Genomic DNA, 25,808 nt, shown 5'->3' on the forward strand with positions numbered 1-25,808 from the left:
CGGATTCAGCCCTTCAGGTCGAGAGTGAGTTTCTTGACGAAAAACGCTTCGGCGTACTTCGCGGCCGCTTCGATGCCGCGGATCCGGGCGAGCCCGAGGAAGGCCTCGCGGTCGTACCAGGGCCGGTGCCGCTGCGACGCGTAGTGCGTCTGCAGCAGCCGGACCTTCTCCTCGGCGACGTCGTCGTCGAGCGGCTGGTAGACCGAGGGAGCGCCGAGGTCGCCGTCCCACTTGACGATCTCGTAGCCCAGCGCCAGGTGGTCGCGGAACGCCGTCGGCACCAGCTTCGCGAGCCCGCGGTGGTCCTGGTGCGCGTCGTCGGTCCGCGGCGCCAGGATGACGTCCGGGTCGGTCCGCCGCCGCAGCTCCTCCAGCGCGTTCTTGGCCTCTTCCCAATGCGCCGGGAAGCGCCCGTCCGGCAGCTTCAGCACCGTGACGTCGACCTGCGCGCCCGGGCAGAACGCAGCCAGGGCCGCCCGCTCCTCGTCCTCGCGGGGCGTACCGCCGCCGGAGAGGACCAGGGCGTCGACGCGCAGGCCCGGCCGGGACGCGCACAGCGTCAGCAGCGTGCCGCCGGCGCCGATCGCGATGTCGTCGCAGTGCGCGCCGAGTGCGACGACGCCGCCGAGCCGTCCCGGCCGCAGCCCGATCACGCGGTGCTCGCGACGGGCTGCTCCCAGAGCGCCCAGGGCTTCTTGCCGCGCGTGTACGCGTCGTCGAGCGCCGCGCGCTCCTTGACCGTGTCGGTCGGCTTCCAGAACCCGCGGTACGGGTAGGCCAGCAGCCGGCCGCGCTTGGCCAGCTCGCCGCAGCCGTCGGCGACCAGGTCGCCGTTCTCCGGGATGTGGTCGAAGACCTCCTGGCGCAGCACGAAGTACCCGCCGTTCTCCCACAGCGGCATTTCGCTGACCGCGGTGATCGAGCCGACCATGCCGCCTTCGTCCATCTCCACGCAGTGGAACGACGACTGCGGCGGGACGACCATCATCGACGCGCCCGCGTCGGTGTTCGAGAACCGCTCGATCATGTCGGGCAGCGGGACGTCGGACAGGACGTCGGCGTAGTTCGCGAGGAACATTTCGTCGCCGTCGAGGTAGTCGCGGACGCGGCGCAGGCGCTCACCGATCGGCGACTCGATACCGGTCTGCACGAAGGTGATCGTCCAGTCGGCGATGTCGGTCGACAGCAGCTCCGCCTGCCCGTTGCGCAGGATGAAATCGTTGGAAATGGTTTCCTGGTAGTTCAGGAAGAAGTTCTTGATGTGCGCCGCGCCGTAGCCGAGGCACAGGATGAATTCGGTGTGGCCGAAATGCGCGTAGTAGCGCATCACGTGCCAGATGAGCGGTCTCGGCCCGACCATCGCCATCGGCTTCGGGACGTCGTCGGCCGCGCCGTTGCGCATCCGCATCCCGTAGCCACCGCAGAAGAGAACGACCTTCACGTCACTGCACCTCGACGATTTCCAAGTGGGGGATCGGGAACACGAGCTTTCCGCCCCAGGCCCCGATGTAGGAGAGTTGTTCGGTCAGTTCCTCCCGGAGGTTCCACGGGAGGACGAGCACGTAGTCGGGCCGATCGGCTTCGATCCGCTCCGGCGGCAGCACCGGAATGCGCGTACCCGGGGTGAACCGGCCGTGCTTGTACGGGTTGCGGTCGACCGTGTACTGCAGCAGGTCCGTCCGGATGCCGCAGTGGTTCAGCAGGGTGTTGCCCTTGCCGGGGGCGCCGTAGCCGACGACGGTCTTCCCGTCGTTGCGCGCCTCGATGAGGAACTTCAGCAGGTCCAGCCGCACGCGGGTGACGCGCTCGGCGAACTCGGTGTACCCGGACAGCTCGTGCAGCCCGGCCGCCTTCTCGCGCTCCAGCACGTCGGTCATCCGCTCGCTGGGCTCGCCCGCCACCTCGGCCGGCCGCGCCCACAGCCGGATCGACCCGCCGTGCGTCGGCACGAGTTCGACGTCGACCACGGTCAGGCCGCCGGTCGCGAGGGCGCGCCGCGCGGATTCGACCGTGTAGTACTGGAAGTGCTCGTGGTAGATCGTGTCGTACTGGTTCTTTTCGATCAGCGTGAGCAGGTGCTGGACCTCGATGGAGACCCAGCCGTCGTCGGCGACCAGCGCCCGCAGGCCCTTCGTGAAGCCGAGGACGTCGGGGATGTGCGCGTAGACGTTGTTCGCGGCGACGAGGTCCGCGGGCCCGTGCTCCTCGCGGACCTGCAGGCCGGTTTCTTCGGAGAGGAACGCGGTCAGGGTGGGCACGCCGGCGTCGCGCGCGGCTTGCCCGACGTTCACCGAAGGTTCCACGCCCAGACACCGGACACCGTGGCCGACTACGTGCTTGAGCAGGTAACCGTCGTTGCTCGCGACCTCGACGACGAAGGACTTTTCGCCGAGCCCGAGCCGCTCGACCGCGCCGTCGACGAACCGCTTCGCGTGCTCGACCCACGACGTCGAGAAGGACGAGAAGTAGGCGTACTCGGTGAAGGTTTCGTCGGGGTCGATCAGCGGGGGGATCTGGGCGAGCCAGCAGTCGGTGCACACCTTCAGGTGGAGCGGGAAGGTGGCTTCCGCCTCGTCGAGCTGTTCGGCGGTCAAGAATCGCTCACACGGGGGAGTCGCGCCGAGGTCGACGACGCTGGCCGTGTTTGTCGAACCGCAGAGTCGACATGTGGTCATCTACCAGGCTCCTTGGCTCGCGGTCGCGATGTGCGCTTAACACGTCGAGCAGGAACGGATCGCCGTTACAGCGACGCGTGTGGGCCTGGTGGACCGATTCGGAACCGCAACCTGGAGCGGCAAACTGTGGCGGAGATCACCGAGGGTACCCGTCCGGACCCGTAACGTCCACAGTGGACCGGTCCTAGGCTGGTCGGATGACTTCGGAGACGGGTCCCCGCCTGAGCGCGGTCGCGGGTGTGGTGCTGACGATCCGCTTCCTCACCGAGCTGGCCCTGCTCGGCGGCCTGGCGCTGGCGGGCACCCAGCTCGGCAGCGGCGTGGCGCTGGCGATCGTCGACGCCGTCCTGCTGCCGCTGGTGGCCGCCGCGCTCTGGGGTCTGTTCATCGCTCCGCGCGCCCGCCGCCGGCTCCCGGAACCGGCCCGCTTCCTGGTGGAGTTCGCCCTGTTCGCGGGCACCGGCGTGGTGCTGGCGCTGGTCGGGTGGGTGGTCGCGGGGATCGCGCTGGCGGTGGTCGGCATCGGCGTCGCGGCGCTGACCCGCGTCGTCGCGAAGGACGGTTGATTTTACTGTTCGATTACCCGCCGCTCTGCCGTTAGCGTGATGAACAGAAAGCGTTCCGTCACCGGGGAGGGTGAGGTGGGCACGCTGCGGGTGGATTTTTCGGCGCTGCGGGACCAGGCACAGGCGCTCGACACCGCCTTCGACCAGGCGGAAGAGCTGCTCACGCGGCTCGAACAGGAATTGAGGGACGCGCTCGGCGAGTGGCTCGGCGACGGGCAGTCCGCCTTCGCGCGGCGGTACGCCGACTGGGTGGCCGCGGCGCGCGAACTGCACGCCGATCTGCCGCGAATGCGGGACCTCGTGCTGACCGCGCACGACAACCACGGTGCCGCGCTGTCGGCGAACCTGGACATCTGGCGTGGCGCGGATCGATGACGGCGGGGCGCCGCAGGGCGTCGTCGACGTCACCCCCGAGGACTTCCACGCCGTCGCGCTGGACTTGGCCGACGGGCAGGAGCGGCTGCACCGGATCCGGCTGGACCTGTTCGCGGCGCTGGACGGAAACGCCGGCGCGGCGGGTGCGGGTGACGGAGCGGAGGCCTTCGACCGCGGGTACCGGAGCGCGATGCGAACGGCGGTCGCGGCGTTCTTCCGCGCCTACGACGTGCTCGGCTCGGTCGCCGCGGGGATCGATCAGGCCGGTCTGAACCACTGGACCGCGGACAACCGGTCCCACCCCCGGCCGGGCGAGCCGCCGTGGACGCCGCTCGTTCCGCCGAAAGCAGGCGGTGACCCGGCGTGGCCGAGCCTGCTGGGCGCGGAGCAGTGGTGGCTGCCGCACGAGATCGCGCGGTACGTGCCGAACGCCGACACGGGCAGGCTGACGAACATCCAGATGGCGTTCGAGCAAGCCGGCGACGCCGTCCGAGCGCTGGTGGCCGACCTCAAGAACCGCATGTTCACGCTGGTGGAGAACAACGACTCCGCGGACGTGGATGCGCTCAACGCCTTCTGGGATCGGTTGGCGGGCGGCCATGATTCCGCGATCTTCTTCGTGCTCCCGCAATTTCTCGAAAAACTGTCGACGGCTTTCGCGGACTTCCGCGTCTGGGTCGTCGACACCCGCCAGCGCATCGAAGACTCGGTCCGCGACGTGGTCGACGGCGCCGGGCTCGGGCTCGCGATCGCCGGCATCGTCAGCATCCTCACCGAGGGCGCGTTCGACGTCCTCGCGGGCGCGGCCGAACTACTGGGGATCGACGTCATCGGCGTGCTGGCGGCCCCGATCGCGGAGCTGTCGGCCGGCGCGGTGGCAACGCTCGAAGGCGCGGAAGTCCTCGGCGCGGTCGCGGGCGGGCTGACGGCCATGGCGATGGCGATCGAGAACACCCCGGAGCCGAACATCGAGCAGGCGGACACCGCGAAGCTCGGGGACGAGCTCGGTGAGCAGCCCTCGCGGAAGCCGGAGCCGAAGTACCCCGAAAAGCAGCTGCAAAGTCATTTCAAACACGCGAAGGACTTCGGAGTGGACTCCAATTGGAGCCGCGCGGCCGCGAAAGAGTACGAGCAAGCGCTCCGGCGGTTCGCCGAAGATCCGGCGAACGAGGTGAACCTCGCCGGCACCTATCGCGGCGATCCCGCTATTCTGATCTACAACCGGTCTTCGCGGGTGTGTGAGGTCCTGCGACCCGACGGCACGTATTGGACCGGCTGGAAGCTGAACCCGCAGCAGCTCGAGAACGTCGTGAAACGGGGGTCGCTCTGAAATGACGCAGCACGTGGATCCGGCGAAGGTCCGGACCGATCTGCGGCCGTACGTCGAGGTGATCGACCTCTTCGTTTCAGGTGCCATCGGCGCTCCCGAGTTCGAGACGCGCTATCTGGCACTCGCCAAAGCGGACGAAACGATTCGGGACCAAGCCGCCTACGACGTCCTCCAACGGCTTTTCGGTGATGTGGACGAATACTTCGACGATCCCGACGAAAGCCCGGAGGAGCGGGCGAGGGTGGCTGAGCTGCTCCGCGGACAGGCACATGACGCGCTCGCCGAGCTGATCCGGTTCTGAAGCAGAACGCGCTGAGGCCCCCGCGCCGCACCGCGGAGGCCTCAGCGAACCCGCGGCTCAGATCTTTTCCGCCGCCGGGATCACGTCCGTGCCGAACTTCTCCAGCACCGCCGGGTTGTGGACGTGCGGGACCATGCCCAGGGCCACGTCGATGCCCAGCCCGTGCAGGCGCTCCAGCTCCGCCAGCAACTCTCCGGACTTCGAACCGTCCTCGCCGATGTCCAGGATGTGGTAGACGGTCTTGGTGATCGAGTCGTAGTCGCGGCCCTCGTTCTCGCAGTGCTGCTTGAGGACGTCGAGCTTGTGCTCCAGCTCCGGGCTGTTGAACAGGTTGCACTGGTCGGCGTACTTCGCGACCAGCCGCAGCGTCTTCTTCTCGCCGCCGCCGCCGATCATGATCGGGGGGCGGGGGTCCGACAGGGCCTGCGGGACGTTCAGCAGCCTCGACGCGTCGAAGTGCTTGCTCTTGAACGGCTCGTCGCCGTCCGCCCACATCTGGAGCACGTACTGGAGGTTCTCCTCCAGCAGCTCGAAGCGCTCCGCGACCGGCGGGAACGGGAAGCCGAGGCCGCGGGATTCGTCCTCGTTCCAGCCCGCGCCGATGCCGAGGATCGCGCGGCCGCCCGAGAGGACGTCCAGGGTCGTGATCGCCTTGGCCAGCAGGCCCGGGTGGCGGTAGAGGACGCCGGTGACCACCGTCAGGAGCTTGGCGCGCTCGGTGTGCGCCGCGATGAAGCCGAGGGTCGTGTACGCCTCGAGCATGTCGTTCTCGACGGGGCCGACCCCGCCGATCTGGAAGAAATGGTCCATCACGGCGATGGAGTCGAAGCCCGCGCTGTCGGCGGTGCGGACGACGGCGGCCAGGTCGGCGCCCAGCGCGGACGCCCCGTTCGGCCAGGTGAAGTCGGGGATCTGCAGTCCGAGTTTCATGCTTTCCGACCGTATACCTGGAGTCGCCCCAGCTGCGGGCTCAGAAATCGCCGACGACCGAAACCCGTCCGTTCAGGGGATCGGTGACCCACACCGCGCGCGTGCGCTGGTCGACCGCGACGTCGCCGGGGTTGACGCCCAGCGACAGCTCGCCGGTCAGCGTGCCCGTCGCACCGTCGACCCGGCTGAGGCCGTTCTGGCCGCCGTTGGTGTACACCGTGTTCGTGCCCTGGTGCACGGCCAGCGCGGAGGATTCGCTGCGCAGCAACACGGTCTTGCGCTCGGCGTGGGTGGCCGCGTCCACAATGGACATGTGGTGGATGCCGGAGTTGGCGACGTACACCGTGCCGCTCGCCGCGTGCACCGCGACGGCCGTCGGCCGCGCCCCGACCTTCACGCTGGCGACGAACTTGCCGCTGTCGATCGAAAACACCTCGACCGAATCCGTCGCCGTGCTGGCGCAGTAGGCCAGCTTGCGGCCGGGGTCGACGGCGATCCCGGCGAGGCTCGGCTTCGGGCCCGGCACCAGGGCCGCCAGCGTGCAGCTGACGCCGTCGAGCACGGCGAGCGTGCCGGTACCGGCGCTCGCCGCGTAGACGCGGTTGGCCTGCTCGTCCACCGCCAGCGCCGACGCGCCCGTCCCGGCGCCGACCACGCTCACCAGGTCGTGCGTGCGGGCGTCCAGCACCACCACGGTGCCCGCCGGCGGGTTCGCGACGTAGATCCGCCCGGCCTTCGCGTCGACGGCGACGTCACCCGGCTCGCCGCCGACGTGGACCAGCGCGACCACCGAGGCGCTCCTCGGGTCGACGACGGACACCGCGCCCGACTCGGGATCGGCGACGTAGGCGAGCCCCGTGACGGGATTCACCGCCACCCCGGTCGGCGTGCCGCCGACGTCGATCGAGCGGACCTCCTCCGCGCGTGCCACCCCGGGCAGGACCAGTGCCCCGGCACCCGCCGTGACCAGCGCGAACAGGGTCCTCCGGCCTATCGGGCGACCTCGCATCGGCGCCTCCGCTCGTGATCAACTCGCCTCCCGAGGGTAACCCGCGCGATCCTCATGTGAAGGAACTTCGCGTCGCCCGATCGCGTTGTTTCCGATGGGTAACCCACTTCCAGAGCGGACGGAGGCGAGCGCGCGTGCACGGGCACCAGAACGGACTCAAGACGGCGTTGCTGCTCGGCCTGCTGTCGGCGATCATCGTCGCGATCAGCGGGCTGTTCGGGCGCGGCGCCCTGGTCATCGGCCTGGTCATCGCGCTCGGGATGAACGCGTACGCCTACTTCAACTCGGACAAGCTGGCGCTGCGCGCGATGCGGGCGCGGCCGGTGTCCGAGGTCGAGCAGCCCGCGATGTACCGGATCGTGCGCGAGCTGGCGCACGTCGCCCGCCAGCCGATGCCGCAGCTCTACCTGAGCCCGACGGTCGCGCCGAACGCGTTCGCGACCGGCCGCAGCCCCCGGCACGCGGCCGTCTGCTGCACCACCGGCATCCTCGACCTGCTCGACGAGCGCGAGCTGCGGGCCGTGCTCGGGCACGAGCTGTCCCACGTCTACAACCGCGACATCCTGATCTCGTGCGTCGCCGGCGCGCTGGCCAGCGTGATCAGCGTGCTCGCGAACATCGCGCTGTTCTTCGGCGGCAACAACCGCGACGGCAGCCCGCTGGTCAGCCTCATGTTGATCTTCGTGGGGCCGATCGCGGCCGCGGTCATCCGGATGGGCGTGAGCCGGTCGCGGGAGTACCAGGCCGACGCGTCCGGCGCGGAGCTCACCGGCGACCCGCTGGGCCTGGCCTCGGCGCTGCGGAAGCTCGACGCGGGCACGCGGGCGCGGCCGCTGGTCGCCGAACCGCAGCTGGTGTCGCAGTCGCACCTGATGATCGCGAACCCGTTCCGGCCCGGCGAGGGCCTGAGCAAGCTGTTCTCGACCCACCCGCCGATCGCCGACCGGATCCGGCGGCTCGAGGAGATGGCCCGCCGCGGGCCGGGCGGGCTCTAGGCCGACGCCCCCGCCGCGACGGCGACCGCCTTCACGTAGTCGCCGTAGCCGGACTTCGCCAGCTTCGCGCCCAGCGCGTAGCACTCGTCGGCGTCGATGAAGCCCATCCGCAGCGCGATCTCCTCCAGGCACGCGATGCGCACGCCGGTGCGGTGCTCCAGCACCTGCACGAACTGGCCGGCCTCGAGCAGCGAGTCGTGCGTGCCGGTGTCGAGCCAGGCGAACCCGCGGCTGAGCTCGACCAGCGTCGCGCGGTCCTGGCGCAGGTAGGTCAGGTTGACGTCGGTGATCTCCAGCTCGCCGCGCTTCGACGGCTTCAGCGAGCGCGCGATGTCGACGACGTCGTTCTGATAGAAGTACAGCCCGGTGATCGCCTTGTTCGAGCGCGGCTTCTCGGGCTTTTCTTCGATCGTGCGCAGCTTGCCGTCCGGGCCGACCTCGCCGACGCCGTAGCGCTCGGGGTCCTTCACCGGGTAGCCGAACAGGACGCAGCCGTCGAGCTCGCGCACGGCCTGCTGCAGGCGGCTGGAGAAGCCCTGGCCGTAGAAGATGTTGTCGCCGAGCACGAGCGCCACGTCGTCGTCGCCGATGAAGTCCGCGCCGATCACGAACGCCTCGGCCAGCCCGTTCGGGCTGGGCTGCTCGGCGTAGGAGAACGAGACGCCGAACTGGTCGCCGCTGCCCAGCAGCCGCCGGAACATCGGCAGGTCGGTGGGGGTGGAGATGATGAGGATCTCGCGGATCCCGGCCAGCATCAGCACCGAGATCGGGTAGTAGACCATCGGCTTGTCGTAGACCGGCAGCAGCTGCTTCGACACCGCCTGCGTGATCGGGTGCAGGCGGGTCCCGCTGCCTCCGGCCAGCACGATGCCCTTCATGAACTGCCTCCCTTTCCTCGGCCACGACTGCGTCCCCACCCTACGGGCTGGGCCGGTGCGGCCGATCGAGAAGCGCTAGAAGGCCGGTCCTTTGCCGAAGTAGGCCTTGCAGCCCAGGTTGTACTCGGTGGCGACCTCCAGCACGTTCTTGCCGCCGTCGACCGGCAGCAGCGTCGAGGAGTAGTTGGGGCAGAAGTTGTTGTAGATGCCGGTGATGTGCACGGGAGCGGGCAGCTCGTACCAGTGACCGGTGCCGAAGTTGTCGTTCGCCAGCAGGACCTGCCCGTTGTTCGGCTGCGGCTTCCCCTTGGCGTTGGTGTAGATCTGCCCGACCATGACGATCCGCACACCGTTCGGGCCGCCGGGGAACAGCGTGATGGTCTGCGCGTGCTGGAAGTAGTTGCCGTTCGCGGTGTTCACCCGGGTGCCGGGGTCGGCGGGGTCGCCCCAGTTGGCGCCGTCGGCCGAGATCTTGAAGTACGGGTCGCAGTAGCGGTCGCGGTAGTTGCAGATCTCGTAGGCGAAGTAGTAGCGGCCGTCGGGCAGCCGCCGGATGATCGGCATGCCGGGGCGGACGCGGTCCGGCGGGATCGCCATGGTGAGCTGCTTGGTGCCCCAGGTCACACCGTCGGTCGAGGCGACCCGGTTCAGCACCTGCGCGTACTTCGGCGCCTGCGTCTCGTCGGCGTAGTGCAGCCAGAGCGTGCCGCCGGCGTCGACCGTGAACTCGGGCTCCCAGATGCCGTCGATGTTGTGCGACCGCGCGGCCTCGGCCAGGAAGCTCCACGCGCGGCCGCCGTCCTTGCTGGCCCAGATCCGGATCCCGACGCGGCGCTGCGGACCGGCGTCCTGCCGGTAGGACGCGGCCCACAGCAGCGTGCCGGCGCGGAGCTTGCCGACCCGCTGCGGCAGCTCGTAGACGGTGCCGCAGCACATCCCGTAGCGGCCGTCGGGGTCGTGGATCTCGCCGATCTTGTGGAACGACTCGCCCTCGTCCGTGCTCTCCATGACGGGGGTGAACTTGCCGCCGGCGTCCTCGCTGGTCAGCGTGGCGATGATGCGCCCGCGGCCGATGATCGAGTGGTCGAGCCGGATGAGCCGCGCGTACGAGCCGTACCCGGGCACGAGCTGCTTGCGCTCGGCCGCGCTCGCGGGGGTGAGCAGCGTCGCGAGGAGCGTCAGCGGCAGCACGAAGACGAGAAAACGGCGCATCCTGACCCTCTTCCACGCGGTGACCGCGCGATTACAACACGCTGATCGGGTCCGCCGTGGACAGTCACACGGCCCATTCGCGCGTTCGGGGGGTTTGCTGTGCGCCATCGGGTGATCAATTGCGCTGGGTGACGGTAACGCGGCGGCGGAGAACGTCGAAAGATCACCGGAGGGCCGAGTGGTGGCCCCGAGGGGGAACGATGAAACTACGGCTGTTCGGCGTGCTCGTTGTGGTCTTCGCGGCGGGCTGCGCACCCGGCGGCGGCTACGGGACGATCGAGACGGCCTCGCCCGCCGCTTCGGCGCAGCTGCCGACGTCGACGGCGCCCCCGGCCCCGCGCGAGGTGCCGGCGGAGACGCACACGGGCAAGGGCAGCGGCGAGTTCGAGACCAGCTGGCCGGCCGACCAGATGGGGTTCTTCACGTTCGACTGCCCGAAGTGCACGTCGAACGTGATCATCGACTCCGACGGCGGCGAGCACGGCCTGGTCAACGCGATCGGCGCGTACAAGGGCACGACGTGGCTGAACACGTACGAGGACCGGCCGACGAAGCGGGTGACGGTCCACGCGAACGCGGCGTGGACGGCGACGATCTCGGACTTCCGGAGCCTGCCGACGGCGGTGGCGGGGCAGGAGTCGAAAGGCAGGGGCGAGGCGGTCCTGCGGCTGCCGGCCGGGGTGTCGAAAGTGAAGTTCGCGGCCAAGACGCGGGGGAACATCGCGCTGTGGATCAACGCGGGCGACTTCCGCGATCTGCTGCTGAACCAGATCGGGGACGTGCAGGTGGAGCGGGACGTCCGGGGGCCGGGGTACCTGAAGGTGAACGGGTACGAGGCGAGCTGGACGCTGACGCCGTCCTGAGCGGGCACCCGGTGGCCGGGTGCCCGCGCCGACGTCAGCGGTAGTTCGTGAACTGCAGCGCGATCTCGAAGTCCTTGCCCTTCAGCAACGCGATCACGTCCTGCAGCTGGTCCTTCTTCTTGCCCGACACCCGCAGCTGGTCGCCCTGGATCTGGGCCTGGACGCCCTTCGGGCCTTCGTCGCGGATGAACTTCGCGATCTGCTTCGCCTTGTCCGAAGCGATGCCCTGGAGGATCTTGCCGCCGATCTTGTAGATCTTGCCCGAGAGGGCCGGCTCGCCCGCTTCGAACGCCTTCAGGGAGATGCTGCGCTTGATCAGCTTCTCCTTGAACACCTCGACCGCGGCCAGGGCGCGCTCCTCGGTCTCGGACTCGATCGCGATCGCCTCCTCGCCGGACCAGTTGATCGTCGTGCCCGTGCCGCGGAAGTCGAACCGCGTTCCGAGCTCCTTGCTCGCCTGGTTGAGCGCGTTGTCCACCTCCTGGCGGTCGACCTTGCTCACGACGTCGAAAGAGGGATCCGCCACGTGTCCTCACACCTCGTACTCGCTTGTCAGGGGCCACCCAGCCTAGCCCCCACCGGGGGATGGGTATCCCGGTTGACCCCCGCCCGGACCCGTTGGGTAAGCTTCTCCCCGGCCGGTTCGCCCGGCCTTGGCGGGTTACCCGAGTGGCCAAAGGGGACTGGCTGTAAACCAGTTGGCTTACGCCTACGGGGGTTCGAATCCCTCACCCGCCACCCCGGGAAAGCCCCGTGTCACGATGTGAGCCGTGACACGGGGCTTTTTCGTCGTTCGTCAGCTATGCCGCGATTGTGTGAATTGTCGATGAATAACGCCGTGCTGCGATTGACCACACGATTCGGCGGGCGTTGTGCCGCGCAACGGGTGAAGATTCATTCGCCCTTTCGCCCGCATTTCGAAGTATTTCCTTGAATCGGTAACGGCCTTCGGGATCCTCCCGACCCCTGCAGGGGGCAGGGGACAATCCAGTGGAGGTGCGCATGCCGGTACGCGGGACGCTCGAAGACCCGACGCGCGAGCAGCTCGTGCGGGTCCAGTACGCCGATGCCGAGCTCGTCGCCGACTACGCCGATGCCTACTCCGGGTGGGGGCCGGCCGCGCGGTACCACCGTTCGCGGCTCCACGCCGTCGACCGGGTGCTGCGGGAACACCCGGGTGGCGCGCTCCTCGACGTCGGGTGCGGGCCGGGGATGATGGTGCGGCACCTGCTCGACGACCGGCCGGGGGACTTCGCCGTGACCGGGTGCGACCGGTCCGCCGCGATGGTCGACGCCGCCCGGCGGCGCGCCGGAAAAGGTGCGGATTTCTCCGTCGGTGACATCCGGGAAATGCCGTTCGCCGACGGCGCTTTCGACATCGCGCTCGCGATGGGCGTGCTCGAATACGTGGACATCGGGCCCGCACTGCACGAAATCGCCCGCGTGGTCCGGCCCGGCGGGCTCGTGGCCGTCACCATGCTCAACCCGCGCAGTCCGTACCGGCTCGTCGAATGGGGGTTGTACTGGCCGGCGCGCCGGATGCTCGGCGGGCTCGAAGAAGCTTTCCACGTCCCGCGGCGGCACGGGGCGCGCCGCACCGGGATCCGGGCTTACGCGCCGCGGCGGCTGCGCCACGAGCTGTGGCGGGCCGGGCTGCAGGCCGAGGACACGCTCTTCTACGACGTCACCGCGCTGCTGCCGCCGTTCGACCGGCTCGTCCGCCGGCCGGACCGTCCGGAGAGGACGGTCGCGCGCGGGATCGCGGGCCGGCTCGGCACCGGGTACCTGATCGCCGCCCGGCGGCTCTGAGCGTGCGCGAACGGCCGGTTTCCCTGGGGGGAAGGGGGAAACCGGCCGTTCGTCAGGTGGCGGCGCTCGGGGTTACGCCGCCTGGGGAACCGGCGTGGACGCCGGGGTCAGTGCGAGGTCGAGGACCTCGCGGACGTTCGCCACCGCGTGGACGTCCAGCTGGGACAGCACTTCGGCCGGGACGTCGTCGAGGTCCGGCTCGTTGCGCTGCGGGATGATCACCGTCTTCATCCCCGCCCGGTGCGCGGCGAGCAGCTTCTGCTTGACGCCGCCGATCGGGAGGACCCGGCCGGTCAGCGACACCTCGCCGGTCATCGCGACGTCCGCGCGGACCACGCGGCCCGAGAGCAGCGACGCCAGCGCCGTCGTCATCGTGACGCCCGCCGACGGCCCGTCCTTCGGGACCGCGCCCGCCGGGACGTGGACGTGGATGCCGCGCTTCTTCAGGTCGCCCACCGGCAGCTCCAGCTCCGCGCCGTGCGACCGCAGGTACGACAGCGCGATCTGCACCGACTCCTTCATCACGTCGCCGAGCTGGCCGGTCAGCTGCAGCCCGGACGCGCCGGACTCCTCGTCGGCCAGCGACGCCTCGATGTAGAGGACGTCACCGCCGGCGCCGGTCACCGCCAGGCCGGTCGCCACGCCCGGGGTCGCCGTGCGCTGGGTCGAGGCCGGCAGCGACGACTCCGGGATGTGCCGCGGGCGGCCCAGGTAGGTGTCCAGGTCGGGCGCGTCCACCGTCAGCGGCAGCGAAACCTCGTCCAGCGCCACCTTGGTCGTGATCTTCCGCAGCACCTTCGCGATGGTCCGGTTCGCGTTGCGCACGCCCGCCTCGCGGGTGTACTCGGTGGCGATCCGGCTGAACGCGGCGTCGGTCAGCACCACGTCGGCGGTGCCCAGGCCGGCGCGCTCCAGCTCGCGGGGGAGCAGGTGGTCGCGGGCGATGGTGACCTTCTCGTGCTCGGTGTAGCCGTCCAGCGTGACGAGCTCCATGCGGTCCAGCAGCGGGCCGGGGATGGTCTCGAGCGCGTTGGCCGTGGCCAGGAACACGACGTCGGACAGGTCCAGCTCGACCTCGAGGTAGTGGTCGCGGAACGTGTGGTTCTGCTCCGGGTCCAGCACTTCGAGCAACGCCGCGGTCGGGTCGCCGCGGTAGTCGGCGCCGACCTTGTCGATCTCGTCGAGCAGCACGACCGGGTTCATCGAGCCGGCTTCCTTGATGGCGCGGACGATCCGGCCGGGCAGCGCGCCGACGTACGTGCGGCGGTGGCCGCGGATCTCCGCCTCGTCGCGGATGCCGCCCAGTGCGACGCGGACGAACTTGCGGCCCATGGCCTTCGCGACGGACTCACCCAGCGACGTCTTGCCGACCCCGGGAGGGCCCGCGAGGGCGAGCACGGCGCCGGAACGACGCCCGCCGACCGGGGCGAGACCCGATTCCGCGCGGCGCTTGCGCACGGCCAGGTACTCGATGATGCGTTCCTTCACGTCGTCGAGGCCGGCGTGGTCGGCGTCGAGCACCGCCCGGGCGGCGGCGATGTCGTAGACGTCCTCGGTGCGCTCGTTCCAGGGCAGCTCCAGGACGGTGTCCAGCCACGTGCGGATCCAGCCGCCCTCGGGGGACTGCTCGGACGTGCGGTCCAGCTTGTCCACTTCGGCCAGTGCGGCCTTCTTGACGGCGTCGGGCAGTTCGGCGGCCTCGACGCGGGCGCGGTAGTCGTCGTCCTCGGCGGTGCCGTCGAGCTCGCCGAGCTCCTTGCGGATGGCTTCGAGCTGGCGGCGCAGCAGGAACTCCTTCTGCTGCTTCTCCATGCCCTCGGCGACGTCCTTGCGGATCGTGTCGGTGACCTCGAGCTCGGCCAGGTGCTCCTTGCTCCACTCGAGCGCCTTCTCCAGGCGCGCGCTGACGTCGAGCGTGGTCAGCAGCTCGACCTTCCGGTCGGTGTCGAGGTACGGCGCGTTGCCGGAGAGGTCGGCGATCGCGGACGCGTCTTCGACCTGCTGGACGGCGTCGATCAGCTGCCAGCCGCCGCGCTGCTGGAGGATCGAGATGACGACGGCCTTGTACTCGGCCGCGAGCTTCGCGGTCTGGTCGTCGGTGGTTTCGGGGGCGTCCTCGGCGTGCACCCAGCGGGCGGCGCCGGGGCCGTCGGCGATCCGGCCGACGAGCGCGCGGGACGTGCCGCGCAGCAGCACGGCGGCCTTGCCGCCGGGCACGCGGCCGATGCGCTCGACCGTGGCGACGGTGCCGAACTCGGCGTACTCGCCGTGGACGCGCGGGACGATGAGGACCTCGGCCTTGGCGGCGCCGGTCGACCGGATGCCGGGGAAGGACGCCTGGGCCGGGGTCTTGGCCTGGGCGGACTCCACCGCGGCCCGCGTCTCGGTGTCGCTCAGGTCGAGCGGGACGACCATGCCCGGCAGCACGACGTCGTCATCGAGCGGGAGCACGGGCAGGAGGCGGGTGTCGGACATGTGCACTCCTCGGTTAGTTGAGTCTGCCTAGCTCAACTCTCCGATGGGTGTGTTTGTTTCCGATGGTGCGTTCGCCCACAGCGATCAAGAAAACCGCAGGTCAGCCGCCTGGTCGTGCCGCGATGCCGCACCACGCGTACGGGCGGGCTTCCGCCTCCAGCGCGTTCAGCTTCCGGTCGGGCCGCCAGTCCGGCAGGTGCACGATGCCGGGTTCCAGCAGCGGCCAGTCGCCGAACAGCGGCGCGATCTCTTCGCGGTCGCGCAGCCAGACCGGGTTGCTCGTCTTGCGGTACTGCTCGACGAACCAGCGCAGCCCTTCGAGCGTCTCGCCGCTGCCGTCGCCCTCGCTCATCTGCGAGATGGCCAGCCAGCTGCCGGGCGCGAGCGCGTCGCGGTACCGGGCCAGCAGCCCCTCCGGGTCGTCGTCCGGGCCGACGAAGTGCAGCACCGCCATCATCATCAGGCAGACCGGCTGCGAAAAGTCGATGAGCCGCTTCGTCTCCTCGGCGCGCAGGACGGCCTTCGCGTCCCGCATGTCCGCCTGCACGATGCCGGCCCAGTCGGTCGCCGCCTCCTCTTCGAGGATCAGCGTCGCGTGCGCCACGGCGACCGGCTCGTAGTCGACGTAGACGACCCTGGCGTCGTGCTCGTCGGGCAGCTCGGCCTCGACGACCTCGTGCACGTTCCCGGCGGTCGGGACGCCGGAGCCGAGGTCGATGAACTGCCGGATCCCCGCCCGCAGGGCCGCCCGCACCGCGCGGTTCATGAACTCGCGGTTCTGCTTCGAGCCGGGCCGCACCAGCGGCCACTGCTGCTCCATGCGCCTGCCGAATTCGCGGTCCACGGCCCAGTTCTGGGTGCCGCCCAGGTACCAGTCGTAGATCCGGGCCGCGGACGGCTTTTCGGTGTCGACGCCCTCGGGCGCTCTCGGCGCGGAATCCCGCTGGTCGCTCACTCCCGGCTCCCCTCGCTCTGCGGGAGCCAGCCTATAAGGACCGCGCGCCGCCGGTAATCCTCCGTTTGTTCAGCGCACGGCCGGGCGGCGCTGCCAGTACGTCCACAGCGGCCGGTACCCCTGGGCGTACCAGAACGGCGTCGACAGCGGGTTCGCCGCCGCGTGGTGCAGCAGGACGACGTCGGCGCCCCCTTCGTCCAGGACGTGGTGGGCGTGGGTGGCCAGCGCGGTGCCGACGCCGGACGAGCGCGCCGCCTCCGCGACGGCCAGCCACGACAGGTAGCCGACGCGGGCCGCGGCGACGCGGTCGCTGATCCACCCGGTCTCGCCGGGGTGCTGGATGCTCACCATGCCGAGCGGGCGGCCGTACAGCTCGGCGATCCACAGTGGCGGTTCCGGCCGGTTCAGCTGCTCGGCCAGGTCCTTGGCGAGGATGTCCTCGACACCGGTGCGCCAGTTCACCGTGCCGTACTGGGCGTCGTAGGAGTGCAGCTCCATGCCGAGCTCGACCGCGGTTTCGAGGTCGCCGGGCTCCGCGCGGCGGATCTTGACGCCCGGCGTGCCGAGCGGGGTCGCCGGGACCATCCGCTGGGACGGCCGCACGGCGACCACCCGCAGCGGCGCGAACCCGTGGTGCAGCATTTCGCGCGCGCCGGCGGCGTCCCGGCTCGCGCGGGGGACGACCGCCGCGGTCTCGGTGTCGCCGTGCTCGGCGACCGCGCGCAGATGTTCATCCCATCGAGTGAGGAGGGCGTCCAGGGCCCCGGCCGGCTGGGGGCCGGCCAGCTGGAGGTCGAGGCGGTGCTCGGTCAGCGCGCGCCAGGGCGCGTTGGGGGCGTCGCGGTCGACCTGGACGCGGGAAGCGAGCCCGGAAGCGGCGGAGTCACCCGTCGCCACCTCCAGGACCACGGCGTTTTCGGCCGCTTCGAACGGGGTCGAGCCGGGGAGCAGGGAGTCCACCGCCGCGAGCCGTGCCGCGTGTTCGGTGGCGATCGCATCGCTGTGCATGGGGCACATTCAAGCGCTACCCGGGCCTCGATGCGCCAGGAACCACCCGAGCGTCGCACACCTGCTGTTTCACCCCTTGGTCCACGCAGGTCAGCGCCGTCGAGGCATTGTTAACCCTGGGGTGATCTCCTACTGTCTCGAAAGGGACACGGGTACGCCCTACGGGGTACGGTATGGCCCTTGTCCACACCCGAAGTCACGGATCAGCACCGGTGGACAAGCCGGGAGGGAAGGTCGGATGCCGGACACCAACGCCCACGGCGACGCCGTCGCGCAGGCGCAGCCCGGGCCGGGAGCCGCTTCCGGGACACCACCGCAACCCGCCGCCTCCGCCGAAGCCCGCACGGACGAACGCCGGTTCCGCGCCTACACCTTCGCCGTACTGAGCCTCGGGCTCGTCGCCGCGTTCGCCGTCGGCTCGTGGCAACCGTTCCACTGGGACAGCAAGCTGCTGTGGATCGGGCCGGTGCTCGCGGTCGCGTTCCTGCTCGCCGAGCAGCTGGGCATCAACGTCGACGTCCGCAGCGGTATCTCGTGGACCATCTCCTTCACCGAGATCCCGCTCGTCATCGGGTTCTTCGTCGCGCCGTTCGAAGTCGTGCTGGCCGCGCACCTGGTCGCCGGGATCGGCACGCTGCTCGCGCGGAAGGTCGCCGGCCGCGTCCTCTACAACGCGGGCGCGTTCCTGCTCGAGATCACCGGCGCGTTCGCCGTCGCCGGGCTCGTCAAGTACGCCGTCGGGGCCGGCACCGGCGACAAGTTCCCGTGGGTCGCCGCGCTGGCGGGCACCCTGACCGCGCCGCTCGTGAGCACCCTGCTCGCGCTGGCCGCGGTCCGCGTGCTGCGGCGCCGGATGCGGGTCAGCACCGCGGTCCGGCTCACCGCGCGGATCCTGGTCGTCGGGTTCGTCAACGCGTCCGTCGGCCTCTCCGGCTACCTCGTCATTTCGAACACGCCCAAGGCGTGGCCGCTGGTGCTCGCCGTCTTCCTCGGCCTGACCGCGCTGTACTGGGCCTATTCGGACCTGCTGCGCGAGCAGCGGGACATGGAAGCGCTCTCCGACGTCAGCCTGATGGTGGCCCGCTCCGGCCAGCTGGCCGCGGCCCGCCCGGCCGGTCGCGCCGACGAGCTCGTCGGCGGCGTCGACGTCCGCGAGTGGGCGACGATCGCCGAGCGCATCAAGGACCAGCTCGCCGCGGGCCGCGTCGTGCTCCGGCTGCGGCTCGAGGCGAAGGACCCGCTGCGCGTCGTCGTCGCGGGCGACGACCTGCCGCCCGCCGACCCCGCCGCCGACGACCCGCTGCTGCGGCTGCCCGGCGCGCACGTCCGCCACTTCCGGATCACCGAGGCCAACCCCGACGTCCGCGCGGCGCTGCTCGACCGCGGCGCGCAGGAGGCGCTCGTCGTCCCGCTGCGCAGCGCGAACCAGCTGCTCGGCGTCGTCGAGGCGCACGACCGGCTGTCGCGCTGGCGCGGGTTCGGCAAGTACGACGTCCAGCTGCTCGGCACGATGGCCAGCCACCTCGCGACGTCGCTGGACAACCGGCGGCTGCTGGCGACGCTGCGCCACGACGCCTACCACGACCCGCTCACCGGGCACCTCAACCGGCTGGGCTTCCGGCAGGTGGCGAAGGAACCGCTGCGTGACTTCGCCACCAACGCCGTGGTGCTCCGCATCGACCTCGACGTCTTCTCCACGGTCAGCGACGCGCTGGGCTACGCCTGGGCGGACCGGATGGTGATCGCCGCCGCCCGCCGCATCCGCGACGCGCTCGGCCCCGACGTCCCGCTCGCCCGGCTCGAAGGCGCGTCCTTCGCGGCCCTGCTCGTCGGCTGCCCGCCGGAGGACGCCCACCACGCGGCGGAACGGCTGCGCGAAGGGCTTTCCGCGCCGTACCCGGTCGACCGGCTGTCGGTCGAGGCGAACGCGATGATCGGCTACGCGACGACGACCCCCGAGGAGTCGGGCGACGTCGTCGACATCGAAGGCCTGCTGCAGCGCGCCGACGTCGCCGTCCGCGCCACGAAGGGCGGCGAAGAGGTCCGCGGCTACGTGCCGAGCATGGGCCAGATCTTCCTGCGCCGCTTCCAGATGGTCACGCAGTTCCGGCAGTCCCTCGAGGACGGCCAGGTCAGCGTCCACTACCAGCCGAAGATCACGCTGCCGAACCGGCAGGTGGCCGGCGTCGAGGCGCTCGTCCGCTGGGTGCACCCGGAGTTCGGGCGGCTCGGCCCGGACGAGTTCGTCCCGGCCATCGAAGCGGCGGGCCTGATCGGCGTCCTGACGTCGTTCGTGCTCGGCGAGGCGCTCAAGCGCTGCCGCAAGTGGCTCGACGAAGGCCTGCGGATCTCGGTGGCGGTCAACCTGTCGGTGCGCAACCTGGCCGACGAGGACTTCCCGAACAAGGTCGCCCGCGCGCTGGAGCACCACGGCATCCCGCCCGAGCTGCTGACGTTCGAGCTCACCGAGTCCGGCGTGATGTCCGACCCGCAGAAAGCGCTGCCGATCCTGCGCGAGCTGCACTCGCTGGGCATCGTGCTGGCGGTCGACGACTTCGGCACCGGCTACTCGTCGCTGGCCTATCTGCGGCAGCTGCCGGTCGACCAGGTCAAGATCGACAAGAGCTTCGTCCTCGGCATGGGCACCGACCTCGGCGACCTCGCCGTGGTGCGGTCGATCGTCGAACTGGGCCATTCGCTCGGGCTCACGGTGGTGGCGGAAGGCGTCGAGGAGGACGTCGCCCGAGACCAGCTGGAGGCGATGGGCTGCGACGTCGCCCAGGGCTACCTGATCTCGCGGCCGCTGCCGGAGGACCGCCTGGAGGCGTGGCTGCAGGCCCGCACCGCGCGCTCGCCGGGCCGGCACTCCGAGACCGTGCTGACCCTGCTGACCTGAGGTTTTGTGCTAAGGGGACCCCGGTTGCACGGCCGGGTGACGGGCCTTGCTAATCTTTCCAAGTCCTCGCGAGAGGCCAGGCCCCTTTAGCTCAGTCGGCAGAGCGTCTCCATGGTAAGGAGAAGGTCTACGGTTCGATTCCGTAAAGGGGCTCCGCGAGTGGGCGAGCTATGCGCGGGGAAAACCCGCGCCTAGCTCGCTTCGCGGTGTCCGTCTGGGGGCCAAGCCCCCAGGCCCCGCCAGGGGCAAGCCCCCTGGACCCCCGGGGTGGGCACGACAGGGCGGTGTAGCTCAGTTGGCAGAGCAAGCGGCTCATAATCGCTGTGTCGCCGGTTCAAGTCCGGCCACCGCTACGCGGTAACGACGGGGCTGGCCCCCGGACCTGAGAGAGAAGGAAACGCTGTGGCTGCCACCGACGTGCGACCCAAGATCACGCTGGCGTGCGAAGAGTGCAAGCACCGCAACTACATCACCAAGAAGAACCGGCGCAACAACCCGGATCGCCTGGAGATGAAGAAGTTCTGCCCGAACTGCGGTACGCACCGGACGCACAAGGAAACCCGCTGACGTAGCGCGTTCACACCAGCTTCGAAGAGCCGCCCTGGACCACCGGGGCGGCTCTTTGCTGTTGGTAGCCTGGCCGGCGTGCCTTTGGACGAGTCGTTCACCGGGCGGGTCTACCCGCCGCAGACCAGCTACGAAGTGAGCCGGGAGAAGATCCGGGAGTTCGCCGACGCGATCGGGGACGCGAACCCGCTCTACCGGGATCCCGAAGCCGCGAAAGCCGCCGGCCACCCGGACGTGATCGCGCCGCCGACGTTCCTCACGATCATCAACCTCGCGTCGATCAACTCGATCGTCACGGACCCCGAGCTCGGCCTCGACTACTCGCGGATGGTCCACGGCGACCAGCAGTTCACCTACAGCCGCCCGGCCCACGCCGGTGACACGCTGCTGCTGACGACCCACATCGACCGGATCATGGCCAGGGCCGGCAACGACTTCATCAACCTGCGCGCCGAAATCACCGACGGCGACGGCGCGCACATCGCCACCACGCGCGCTCAGCTCGTGGTGCGGGGGGAGGACGCGTGAACACCGGCGACGAACTGCCCGCCCTCGAGGTCCGGATCACCCGCGAACAGCTGGTGCGCTACGCCGGCGCGGCGCTGGACTTCAACCCGATCCACTGGAACGAGTCCTTCGCCAAGGACGTGGGCCTCCCGGACGTCATCGCGCACGGCATGCTGACGATGGCCGTGGCCGGCCGCGTCGTGACCGACTGGCTCGGCGACCCGGGCCGCCTGGTCGACTTCAGCGCCCGCTTCACCCGCCCGGTCGTCGTCCCGAACACGCCCGAGGGCGCGCTCGTGGAGATCACCGGCAAGGTCGGCGAAGTCTCCGGCGACGGCACCGCCCGCATCGACCTCGTGGTGAAGTTCGACGGCAAGACCGTGCTCGGCAAGCCGCAGGCGCTCGTCCGGGCCTAAGGCAGCTTCAGGACCGCCAGCACGGCGTCGGCCATGCCCTGCTCACCCCGCGCGTTCGGGTGCAGCGGGGCGGCCGGCGACGCGGGCAGCAGGCCCTCCACCCACCGCGTGTCGGATGCCGAGCAGACGTCGTGGCCCTTGCCCGGCGTCGCCGTGTCCGCGTAGCCCGCGCGGTGGTTGTCCGCCTGGTCCTCGAGCATCTTGTTCAGCTTGCCCAGCGCTTCGCGGAAGTACGCGATGTCGCCGCTGCCGAAGGGCAGCACCGGCCAGCAGCCGTCGCCGTCCGGGAGGACCGTCGGGTAGCCGACGACCACGACCTTCGCCTTCGGGGCCTTCGTGTGGATGCGGTCGAGGATCGCGCCGACCTTCGGGGCGGCCGCGTCGATCCGCTCCGCGAGCTGGTCGTGGCCGCCCGCGGTCAGCTTGTCCCTGCACGGCGACGCGGTCGAGTGCGCCGTCGCGCAGCCCGCCGCGTACGCGAAGAAGCCGACGTCGTTGCCGCCGATGCCGATGGTCACCAGCGTGGTGTCCTTGGTGACGGCGTCGAGCTGCGCCGGGTTCGTGCCGTCGTCCGTCTTCTGCGGGGCGGTCAGGTGCGCGGTCGTCGCGCCGCCGCAGCTGACGTCGGCGAACTGGGCCGGCTTCAGCTTCGCCGAGACCAGGTGCGGGTAGTTGTCGTCCGAGCGCTGGCAGCCCGCCGGGGTGCCCGCCTGCCGCCCGGTGCGCGGCGAGGACGTGTACGAGTCGCCCAGCGCCACGTAGCGGCCGCTGCCGCCGCCGGTGTCCGCGCCGTCCGGTGGTGCCGACGACGAGCCGTGCTGCCACTTGTAGTACCCGAAGCCCAGGAGCGCGAGCACGAGTACGACGACGAGACAGCCGCCCCCACCGCTTTTCTTCGCCACTTCTTCGTTTCTACCGAAGGAGCGCGTCCGGCGAGCTAGCCAATCCGGGTGATCCGCTGCGCGACGAGGTCGTTCACCAGCCCGGCGCCGGTCTCCGGATCGTCCACGCTGACCAGCACGGTCCGGCCGTTCTCGAGCGCCAGCGACAGCCCGGGCCCGCCGCGCACCTTGTACGCCGTCGTGCCGGTCACCGGGTTGAAGCGCAGGCCGAGGCCGCCGTCGCCGAACGTCGCCAGCTCGCGCGCGGTGGCTTCGCGGATGTCCGCCAGCTCGAGGTGCCGCCAGGGGAAGCCGAGGAGGCCGAAGCGGATCGTCACGCCCTTGGCGTCCACGGTCGCCTTCAGCCGGTAGGTCAGGACCGCGATCGCGGTGCCGACGAACGCGATCCAGGCGGCCGTCGGCCACGGGAGCCCGGCCGGCAGGAACGCGATCGCGCCGGGGACGAGCAGCAGCACCCAGAGCATCGCCGGGTTCGCCGCGCGGCCCGACCAGAACGCGCGCTGCCCGGGCTCGAGCCCGACGCTGGGCCGGTGCGCCGACGTTTCGCGGACCGGCGAGGGCAGGCCACCGACGACCGCCGCCACGGCGCCGAGGGCGGCCGCGCCCAGCATGAACAGCACGACGACGGCGCCGCCGCGGGCCGCGTGCCAGTCCGGCGCGTCGAGGTTCGAGACGAGCACCGAAAGCAGGACCGCGGCCGGGAGGGCGGCGAACGCGGCACCGACGCCGACGGTCGGGCGGGGCAGCGGCCGTCCCCGGCGCAGCGCGGTGACCGCCGTCGTCGCGAGGAGGACTACCGCGACCGCGCCGAGCGCCAGGCACACGGTGACGAACACCCCGAGCGGCGTCGAGCCGTTCGGCGCGCTGGTCCAGTGCGTCGCGAGGGGATCGGGCAGCCGGCCCGCCCACGCGTCCGCGAAGACGCCCGTCACGGCGAGCGCGGCGCCCGGCAGCACGGCGGTGGCGAGCAGGACCCGGATCAGCTTGGTCATGTGTACTTCTCCTTCAGCACCCCGGTGAGTTCGTCCAGGCCGACGCCCGCGCGCTTCGCCTCGCGGACCAGTTCCGCGGCCAGCTCGGCGAGCCGGGCCTGGGCCGAAGCCCCGCCGAGCACGACCGCGCCGCGCCGTCGCCGCAGGTCGATCAGGCCTTCGTCGCGGAGGACCGCGTACGCCCGCAGCACGGTGTGGACGTTGATCTCGAGCGACGCCGCCAGCTCGCGGGCGGGCGGCAGCTGCTCCCCGGGCGCGGGACTGCCGTCGGCCAGGGAACGGCGGAGCGACGCCGCGACCTGCTCGAAGAGCGGGACGGTCGAACTCGGATCGATCCGGACGAACATAGTTCTAACTATAATAGAACTATCGAGCGCCGAGGGAGACTTGCGTCACACTTTCGCGAGGGCGGTCAGCTCGCCTTGGCGATGAGCTCCCCGGCGAGGTCCAGGGCGTGATCGACGTCGTGCGCGACGTAGTGCAGGTCGACGAGCACCTCGGAAATGCCCAGCTCGCGGGCCACGTCGAGGCAGGGCGGGACGTCACCGGCCGTCTCGACGCCGGTGCCCCGCCGCGGGTTGATCCGCAGCACCCGGCGCAGCGCGTCCGGGTCGCGCCCGGCCCGTTCGGCGGCTTCGCGGGCGACCGACCACAGGCCGTCGAGGTACTGAGCCGGCATCCACCCCGCCAGCCAGCCGTCCGCGCGGCGCCCGACCCGGGCCAGCGCCGGCGGGGAGAACCCGCCGAGCAGCACCGGCGGTCGCGGCCGCTGCGCCGGGCGCAGGCCCACTGTCGACGGCGCGATCCGCCACTGCGGACCCTCGTGCGCCACCGGATCGCCGGTCCACAGCGCCTCCAGCGCGTCCAGGACCGCGTCGAGCCGCTTGCCGCGGCCCTCCCAGGGGACGCCTGTCGCGAAGTACTCCTCGCGCAGCCAGCCCAGCCCGAAACCGACGTCGAGCCGTCCCGAGCTGGCCAGATCGAGCGAGGTCAGGGCCCTGGCGAGCAGCACGGGGGAATAGACCGGGCCGGTCAGCGCGCTCATCCCGAGGCGGGCCGTCCGGGTCACGGCGGCCGCGGTGGCCAGCGTCGTGAACGGGTCGGCGAAGGTCTCGAACTCCTCGGGGTACGGGTGCTCCGGTGTCCCGCCGCCGGGGTACAGGTCCGACGGCTCCCGGGGCGTCAGGATCCGGTCGCCGACCCAGAGCGAGCCGAAGCCGAGGTCCTCCGCGGCGGTCGCGAAGCGGGCGACGGCGGCGGGGTCGGCGAGGGCGCCGTACTGGGGCAGCGCGAGCCCGAGGCGCGTCCCGTCCACCGCCATCCGACCGGGGGTGTCCGTCATGGCGGACATCCTGGCATGATCACGTGGTCGGCGGAGAGTTTTCCGCAGGCCGGCCGGGGTTCGGCGGTCGATCGGGGGGCGCGGTTGCGGGCTCTCGCGAGGCTTGCCGTAGACTTCGGGACTTGGAACGCACTACGGTCATCCCCGCCTGGATGGTGGGGATGATGGAATGCGTCCTCCGGGGCTCCGAGCGATCGGGACTCCACAGGGGTGTAGCTCAATTGGCAGAGCAGCGGTCTCCAAAACCGCAGGTTGCAGGTTCAAGTCCTGTCACCCCTGCGTAACGGAACTGGTGGAGCGGAGGAGTGGTCGTGAGCGACAGCGACGCCAGCGGCGGCGAGCAGGAGCAGGACGGCAACGGGCAGAAGCCCGAGAGCCAGTCCCGTCCCGTCACAGCCGCTGCCCGGCGTGAGCGCCGTGCGACCGCTCGTCCGGCGGGCAAGTCCGCGGCACGTGCGGACGACAAGACCCGCCCGGCCGGGAAGTCGGGGGAGAAGACCGCCCCCGACGCCAAGGGCGCGCCGACTCCGAAGCGGGACCAGAAGGCGAAGAAGGCCTCCGTGTTCGCACGGCTGGTGCGTTTCATCCGCGAGGTGTGGGCGGAGCTGCGCAAGGTCATCTGGCCCAACCGCAAGCAGATGGTCACCTACACCGCGGTCGTGCTGGTCTTCGTGGTGTTCATGGTGGCACTGGTGAGCGTCTTGGACTTCGCGTTCAAGAAGGGCATCGGCGCGATCTTCGGCTGACCCGCCGCCGTGCCGCGCGGGCCGGCCTGACCGACCCGGCAATGATCAACTGAGAGGAC

At 70.6% G+C, this 25,808-nt stretch carries 27 protein-coding genes and 4 tRNA genes; 16 read left to right on the top strand and 15 right to left on the bottom strand.

What is annotated here, in order from left to right; all coding sequences use genetic code 11:
• Positions 1-5 precede the first annotated feature (5 nt).
• From AB5J73_RS15260 to AB5J73_RS15270, 3 genes are read right to left on the bottom strand one after another with little or no spacing between them, the layout of a single operon-like run.
• Positions 6-653 carry a PIG-L deacetylase family protein gene (locus AB5J73_RS15260; protein WP_370970367.1) on the bottom strand — a complete coding sequence of 216 codons (648 nt, stop codon included), beginning with the start codon at positions 651-653 and terminating at the stop codon, positions 6-8.
• The gene (locus tag AB5J73_RS15265; RefSeq protein WP_370970368.1) at positions 650-1,441 is read right to left on the bottom strand and encodes a glucose-1-phosphate cytidylyltransferase; all 792 of its coding nucleotides are present in this window, start codon (positions 1,439-1,441) and stop codon (positions 650-652) included. Before AB5J73_RS15265 ends, AB5J73_RS15260 begins: the two co-directional genes overlap by 4 nt.
• A gap of 1 nt (position 1,442) precedes the next feature.
• Positions 1,443-2,675, bottom strand: coding sequence for a class I SAM-dependent methyltransferase (locus AB5J73_RS15270; RefSeq protein WP_370970369.1), 1,233 nt, complete (start codon positions 2,673-2,675; stop codon positions 1,443-1,445).
• Between the two features lie 197 nt (positions 2,676-2,872).
• On the opposite strand from AB5J73_RS15270, the gene AB5J73_RS15275 reads away from it, so the two are divergent.
• From AB5J73_RS15275 to AB5J73_RS15290, 4 genes are all read left to right on the top strand, one after another.
• On the top strand, positions 2,873-3,241 hold the full coding sequence (locus tag AB5J73_RS15275; protein WP_370970370.1) for a YrdB family protein: 369 nt from the start codon (positions 2,873-2,875) through the stop codon (positions 3,239-3,241).
• Between the two features lie 75 nt (positions 3,242-3,316).
• Positions 3,317-3,616 (top strand): WXG100 family type VII secretion target, encoded by a 300-nt coding sequence (locus tag AB5J73_RS15280; protein WP_370970371.1) that lies wholly within the window; start codon positions 3,317-3,319, stop codon positions 3,614-3,616.
• Positions 3,567-4,946: a colicin D domain-containing protein gene (locus tag AB5J73_RS15285; RefSeq protein WP_370970372.1), complete on the top strand. Its 1,380-nt coding sequence runs from the start codon at positions 3,567-3,569 to the stop codon at positions 4,944-4,946. The genes AB5J73_RS15280 and AB5J73_RS15285 overlap by 50 nt, the downstream gene beginning before the upstream one ends.
• Position 4,947: 1 nt before the next feature.
• Positions 4,948-5,247 (top strand): colicin immunity domain-containing protein, encoded by a 300-nt coding sequence (locus tag AB5J73_RS15290; RefSeq protein WP_370970373.1) that lies wholly within the window; start codon positions 4,948-4,950, stop codon positions 5,245-5,247.
• A 57-nt stretch (positions 5,248-5,304) separates the two neighbouring features.
• On the opposite strand, the gene AB5J73_RS15295 is transcribed toward AB5J73_RS15290, so the two are convergent.
• Positions 5,305-6,177: an LLM class F420-dependent oxidoreductase gene (locus AB5J73_RS15295; protein WP_370970374.1), complete on the bottom strand. Its 873-nt coding sequence runs from the start codon at positions 6,175-6,177 to the stop codon at positions 5,305-5,307.
• Positions 6,178-6,217: 40 nt separating this feature from the next.
• Entirely contained in the window at positions 6,218-7,186 is a 969-nt protein-coding gene (locus AB5J73_RS15300; protein WP_370970375.1) for a YncE family protein, read from the bottom strand.
• Between the two features lie 134 nt (positions 7,187-7,320).
• Here AB5J73_RS15300 and htpX point away from each other — a divergent pair, with 134 nt between their 5' ends.
• Positions 7,321-8,181, top strand: a complete 861-nt coding sequence (gene htpX / locus AB5J73_RS15305; protein WP_370970376.1) for a zinc metalloprotease HtpX — start codon at positions 7,321-7,323, stop codon at positions 8,179-8,181.
• Here the strand turns inward: htpX and rfbA are convergent.
• Positions 8,178-9,059 (bottom strand): glucose-1-phosphate thymidylyltransferase RfbA, encoded by an 882-nt coding sequence (rfbA, locus tag AB5J73_RS15310; protein WP_370970377.1) that lies wholly within the window; start codon positions 9,057-9,059, stop codon positions 8,178-8,180. The two genes, htpX and rfbA, sit on opposite strands and share 4 nt — an antisense overlap.
• Before the next feature lie 75 nt (positions 9,060-9,134).
• Positions 9,135-10,271, bottom strand: coding sequence for a sialidase family protein (locus AB5J73_RS15315; RefSeq protein WP_370970378.1), 1,137 nt, complete (start codon positions 10,269-10,271; stop codon positions 9,135-9,137).
• Positions 10,272-10,471: 200 nt separating this feature from the next.
• Between AB5J73_RS15315 and AB5J73_RS15320 the strand changes: the two genes are divergently transcribed.
• Positions 10,472-11,134: a hypothetical protein gene (locus AB5J73_RS15320; RefSeq protein ID WP_370970379.1), complete on the top strand. Its 663-nt coding sequence runs from the start codon at positions 10,472-10,474 to the stop codon at positions 11,132-11,134.
• A 34-nt stretch (positions 11,135-11,168) separates the two neighbouring features.
• Here the strand turns inward: AB5J73_RS15320 and AB5J73_RS15325 are convergent, their stop codons facing one another.
• Entirely contained in the window at positions 11,169-11,660 is a 492-nt protein-coding gene (locus AB5J73_RS15325) for a YajQ family cyclic di-GMP-binding protein (protein ID WP_370970380.1), read from the bottom strand.
• A gap of 129 nt (positions 11,661-11,789) precedes the next feature.
• Between AB5J73_RS15325 and AB5J73_RS15330 the strand changes: the two genes are divergently transcribed.
• Positions 11,790-11,872: transfer RNA gene (locus AB5J73_RS15330), tRNA-Tyr, on the top strand.
• A 264-nt stretch (positions 11,873-12,136) separates the two neighbouring features.
• Complete coding sequence (locus AB5J73_RS15335; RefSeq protein ID WP_370970381.1) at positions 12,137-12,943, top strand: class I SAM-dependent methyltransferase; 807 nt, start codon at positions 12,137-12,139, stop codon at positions 12,941-12,943.
• 72 nt (positions 12,944-13,015) lie between these two features.
• Here AB5J73_RS15335 and lon read toward each other — a convergent pair whose 3' ends face one another.
• The 3 genes from lon to AB5J73_RS15350 all read right to left on the bottom strand — a co-directional run bounded on the left by lon (position 13,016) and on the right by AB5J73_RS15350 (position 17,381).
• On the bottom strand, positions 13,016-15,418 hold the full coding sequence (lon, locus tag AB5J73_RS15340; RefSeq protein ID WP_370970382.1) for an endopeptidase La: 2,403 nt from the start codon (positions 15,416-15,418) through the stop codon (positions 13,016-13,018).
• A 100-nt stretch (positions 15,419-15,518) separates the two neighbouring features.
• Positions 15,519-16,373, bottom strand: a complete 855-nt coding sequence (locus tag AB5J73_RS15345) for an SAM-dependent methyltransferase (protein WP_370970383.1) — start codon at positions 16,371-16,373, stop codon at positions 15,519-15,521.
• 69 nt (positions 16,374-16,442) lie between these two features.
• Entirely contained in the window at positions 16,443-17,381 is a 939-nt protein-coding gene (locus tag AB5J73_RS15350; RefSeq protein WP_370970384.1) for a GNAT family N-acetyltransferase, read from the bottom strand.
• A gap of 238 nt (positions 17,382-17,619) precedes the next feature.
• On the opposite strand from AB5J73_RS15350, the gene AB5J73_RS15355 reads away from it, so the two are divergent.
• The 6 genes from AB5J73_RS15355 (at position 17,620) to AB5J73_RS15380 (ending at position 21,767) form a co-directional block, all read left to right on the top strand.
• Complete coding sequence (locus AB5J73_RS15355) at positions 17,620-20,277, top strand: putative bifunctional diguanylate cyclase/phosphodiesterase (RefSeq protein ID WP_370970385.1); 2,658 nt, start codon at positions 17,620-17,622, stop codon at positions 20,275-20,277.
• An 80-nt stretch (positions 20,278-20,357) separates the two neighbouring features.
• A tRNA-Thr gene (locus tag AB5J73_RS15360) sits at positions 20,358-20,430 on the top strand.
• A 127-nt stretch (positions 20,431-20,557) separates the two neighbouring features.
• Positions 20,558-20,630 (top strand) — tRNA-Met (locus AB5J73_RS15365).
• A gap of 49 nt (positions 20,631-20,679) precedes the next feature.
• Complete coding sequence (rpmG, locus tag AB5J73_RS15370) at positions 20,680-20,844, top strand: 50S ribosomal protein L33 (protein WP_005152047.1); 165 nt, start codon at positions 20,680-20,682, stop codon at positions 20,842-20,844.
• Positions 20,845-20,922: 78 nt separating this feature from the next.
• Positions 20,923-21,372, top strand: coding sequence for a MaoC family dehydratase N-terminal domain-containing protein (locus AB5J73_RS15375; RefSeq protein ID WP_370970386.1), 450 nt, complete (start codon positions 20,923-20,925; stop codon positions 21,370-21,372).
• Positions 21,369-21,767, top strand: a complete 399-nt coding sequence (locus AB5J73_RS15380) for a MaoC family dehydratase (protein ID WP_370970387.1) — start codon at positions 21,369-21,371, stop codon at positions 21,765-21,767. The genes AB5J73_RS15375 and AB5J73_RS15380 overlap by 4 nt, the downstream gene beginning before the upstream one ends.
• On the opposite strand, the gene AB5J73_RS15385 is transcribed toward AB5J73_RS15380, so the two are convergent.
• From AB5J73_RS15385 to AB5J73_RS15400, 4 genes are all read right to left on the bottom strand, one after another.
• Positions 21,764-22,669 (bottom strand): SGNH/GDSL hydrolase family protein, encoded by a 906-nt coding sequence (locus AB5J73_RS15385; RefSeq protein ID WP_370970388.1) that lies wholly within the window; start codon positions 22,667-22,669, stop codon positions 21,764-21,766. The two genes, AB5J73_RS15380 and AB5J73_RS15385, sit on opposite strands and share 4 nt — an antisense overlap.
• A gap of 35 nt (positions 22,670-22,704) precedes the next feature.
• Positions 22,705-23,661: a hypothetical protein gene (locus AB5J73_RS15390; RefSeq protein WP_370970389.1), complete on the bottom strand. Its 957-nt coding sequence runs from the start codon at positions 23,659-23,661 to the stop codon at positions 22,705-22,707.
• Positions 23,658-24,008, bottom strand: coding sequence for a GntR family transcriptional regulator (locus AB5J73_RS15395; RefSeq protein WP_370970390.1), 351 nt, complete (start codon positions 24,006-24,008; stop codon positions 23,658-23,660). The genes AB5J73_RS15390 and AB5J73_RS15395 overlap by 4 nt, the downstream gene beginning before the upstream one ends.
• 65 nt (positions 24,009-24,073) lie before the next feature.
• Entirely contained in the window at positions 24,074-25,003 is a 930-nt protein-coding gene (locus AB5J73_RS15400) for a TIGR03619 family F420-dependent LLM class oxidoreductase (protein ID WP_370970391.1), read from the bottom strand.
• A 206-nt stretch (positions 25,004-25,209) separates the two neighbouring features.
• On the opposite strand from AB5J73_RS15400, the gene AB5J73_RS15405 reads away from it, so the two are divergent.
• Positions 25,210-25,282, top strand: a tRNA-Trp gene (locus AB5J73_RS15405).
• A 26-nt stretch (positions 25,283-25,308) separates the two neighbouring features.
• On the top strand, positions 25,309-25,749 hold the full coding sequence (secE, locus tag AB5J73_RS15410) for a preprotein translocase subunit SecE (protein ID WP_370970392.1): 441 nt from the start codon (positions 25,309-25,311) through the stop codon (positions 25,747-25,749).
• Positions 25,750-25,808: the final 59 nt, after the last annotated feature.

Origin of the sequence: Amycolatopsis sp. cg9, from assembly GCF_041346945.1 — a bacterium.
Taxonomy (GTDB): Bacteria; Actinomycetota; Actinomycetes; order Mycobacteriales; family Pseudonocardiaceae; genus Amycolatopsis.

Bases quoted from the DNA above. Each gene is read 5' to 3' on its own strand.
- AB5J73_RS15295 (WP_370970374.1), bottom strand. From the start codon at position 6,177: ATGAAACTCGGACTGCAGATCCCCGACTTCACCTGGCCGAACGGGGCG.
- AB5J73_RS15400 (WP_370970391.1), bottom strand. From the start codon at position 25,003: ATGACGGACACCCCCGGTCGGATGGCGGTGGACGGGACGCGCCTCGGG.
- AB5J73_RS15320 (WP_370970379.1), top strand. From the start codon at position 10,472: ATGAAACTACGGCTGTTCGGCGTGCTCGTTGTGGTCTTCGCGGCGGGC.
- AB5J73_RS15315 (WP_370970378.1), bottom strand. From the start codon at position 10,271: ATGCGCCGTTTTCTCGTCTTCGTGCTGCCGCTGACGCTCCTCGCGACG.
- AB5J73_RS15290 (WP_370970373.1), top strand. From the start codon at position 4,948: ATGACGCAGCACGTGGATCCGGCGAAGGTCCGGACCGATCTGCGGCCG.
- lon (WP_370970382.1), bottom strand. From the start codon at position 15,418: ATGTCCGACACCCGCCTCCTGCCCGTGCTCCCGCTCGATGACGACGTC.
- rfbA (WP_370970377.1), bottom strand. From the start codon at position 9,059: ATGAAGGGCATCGTGCTGGCCGGAGGCAGCGGGACCCGCCTGCACCCG.
- AB5J73_RS15350 (WP_370970384.1), bottom strand. From the start codon at position 17,381: ATGCACAGCGATGCGATCGCCACCGAACACGCGGCACGGCTCGCGGCG.
- AB5J73_RS15300 (WP_370970375.1), bottom strand. From the start codon at position 7,186: ATGCGAGGTCGCCCGATAGGCCGGAGGACCCTGTTCGCGCTGGTCACG.
- AB5J73_RS15270 (WP_370970369.1), bottom strand. From the start codon at position 2,675: ATGACCACATGTCGACTCTGCGGTTCGACAAACACGGCCAGCGTCGTC.
- AB5J73_RS15355 (WP_370970385.1), top strand. From the start codon at position 17,620: ATGCCGGACACCAACGCCCACGGCGACGCCGTCGCGCAGGCGCAGCCC.
- AB5J73_RS15390 (WP_370970389.1), bottom strand. From the start codon at position 23,661: ATGACCAAGCTGATCCGGGTCCTGCTCGCCACCGCCGTGCTGCCGGGC.
- AB5J73_RS15275 (WP_370970370.1), top strand. From the start codon at position 2,873: ATGACTTCGGAGACGGGTCCCCGCCTGAGCGCGGTCGCGGGTGTGGTG.
- AB5J73_RS15395 (WP_370970390.1), bottom strand. From the start codon at position 24,008: ATGTTCGTCCGGATCGATCCGAGTTCGACCGTCCCGCTCTTCGAGCAG.
- AB5J73_RS15335 (WP_370970381.1), top strand. From the start codon at position 12,137: ATGCCGGTACGCGGGACGCTCGAAGACCCGACGCGCGAGCAGCTCGTG.